The organism is Vibrio sp. Vb0349, assembly GCF_033338975.1.
The window spans coordinates 1-1,075 of record NZ_JAWOTS010000411.1 but is presented as its reverse complement, the minus strand read 5'-3'; the positions used below and the strand labels follow the sequence as shown (position 1 = coordinate 1,075).

At 45.2% G+C, this 1,075-nt stretch carries 2 protein-coding genes and 1 pseudogene; 1 reads left to right on the top strand and 2 read right to left on the bottom strand.

Annotated features, from left to right (window positions below):
• A pseudogene (locus tag R7Q47_RS26245) lies at nt 1–199 on the top strand (MFS transporter); the annotation flags it as partial.
• A gap of 86 nt (nt 200–285) precedes the next feature.
• On the opposite strand, the gene R7Q47_RS26240 reads toward R7Q47_RS26245, so the two are convergent.
• Entirely contained in the window at nt 286–945 is a 660-nt protein-coding gene (locus R7Q47_RS26240) for a ChrR family anti-sigma-E factor (protein ID WP_023584115.1), read from the bottom strand.
• Nucleotides 942–1,075: sigma factor-like helix-turn-helix DNA-binding protein (locus R7Q47_RS26235; RefSeq protein ID WP_318090260.1), on the bottom strand; the 134-nt coding region annotated here is incomplete at its 5' end. The genes R7Q47_RS26240 and R7Q47_RS26235, both read right to left, overlap by 4 nt.

The window sequence follows — 1,075 nt, the reverse complement described above, 5'->3', positions numbered from 1 at the left end:
ATATGCATTGCTTGCGTCGCTAGGAAACTTTGGACGAACCACGCTAGCGTCATTCAGCGGTGAATTGGTTGACTACCTAAATGACTGGAGCACGTTTTTCATTCTCACGGCCGTAATGGTGATCCCGAGCTTGATCATGTTGTATTCACTGCGTCATTACTTTACGGATCTTTTGGAAAAAGCGCGGCATAAGCACTAACGACCGCAAATTTGCGCAAAAGTAAGAATAAAAAACCACCGCACAATACGGTGGTTTTTTTCTAAACAAAACGCGGCGTTTTAAGCTTATGGGTAAAGCCCTTTGCCGAACAAGTTGAAGATACGTGCAACACCTTGCGTGAAAATCATTGGCTCAGTGAGTACCGTTAAACACAAACAGTCTTCACCTTCCTGAGTAAAGGGGCTGTGTTTGACTGAGGCATCTCGTATCATCAAGTCGCCTTCTTCATACTGCCCGTCTTCATCGCTAAATCCACCATGCAGAACCAGTGTGGATTCCAACCCTCTGTGCGTGTGTTGTGGGATTTGTACATTTTCGCCGATGTACATCAGGCTCACTCGAGCATCTTCACCCAAATCAATTTGTGCACTGAAAACTTTCCCACCGTAGCTTCGCCACGATCCCACCAAATCAGAAAAGCGCACTAACGTTTTTGGAAGCTCGAAGCTTTTACCTGCGACATTGACGAAAGCTGTATCTTGAATCACCACATTGTCGTTCACAGGTTCTGCGTTAATAATGTCGTTCAACATGTCATCAAACTCAGGTGAATACTCTGATGGACTTTCGCTCACTGTATTTGCTTGACTTGCTTCTACTTGGTTTACATACGCTCGGCACTTTGAGCACGTCTCTAAATGTGTGGCGACCACAAGACCAGAAACCGCATCAATGCTGCCCGAAGCGTATGCTTCTAACAAGTTGTTATCTGGATGTTTGTTCATAGTTGCTCCGTATGCATTGAGTGCCTTAACTTTTCTACTGCGAGTCTTAACCGAGACTTCACCGTGCCTAGTGGTATGTCAAAAAGTTCAGCTACTTGCTGAAATGTCAGATCTTCGAGCAAAACCGCTG

What these genes read in the sequence shown, in the direction of transcription:
- R7Q47_RS26240 (WP_023584115.1), bottom strand. Translation starts at nt 945, where the DNA reads ATGAACAAACATCCAGATAACAACTTGTTAGAAGCATACGCTTCGGGC.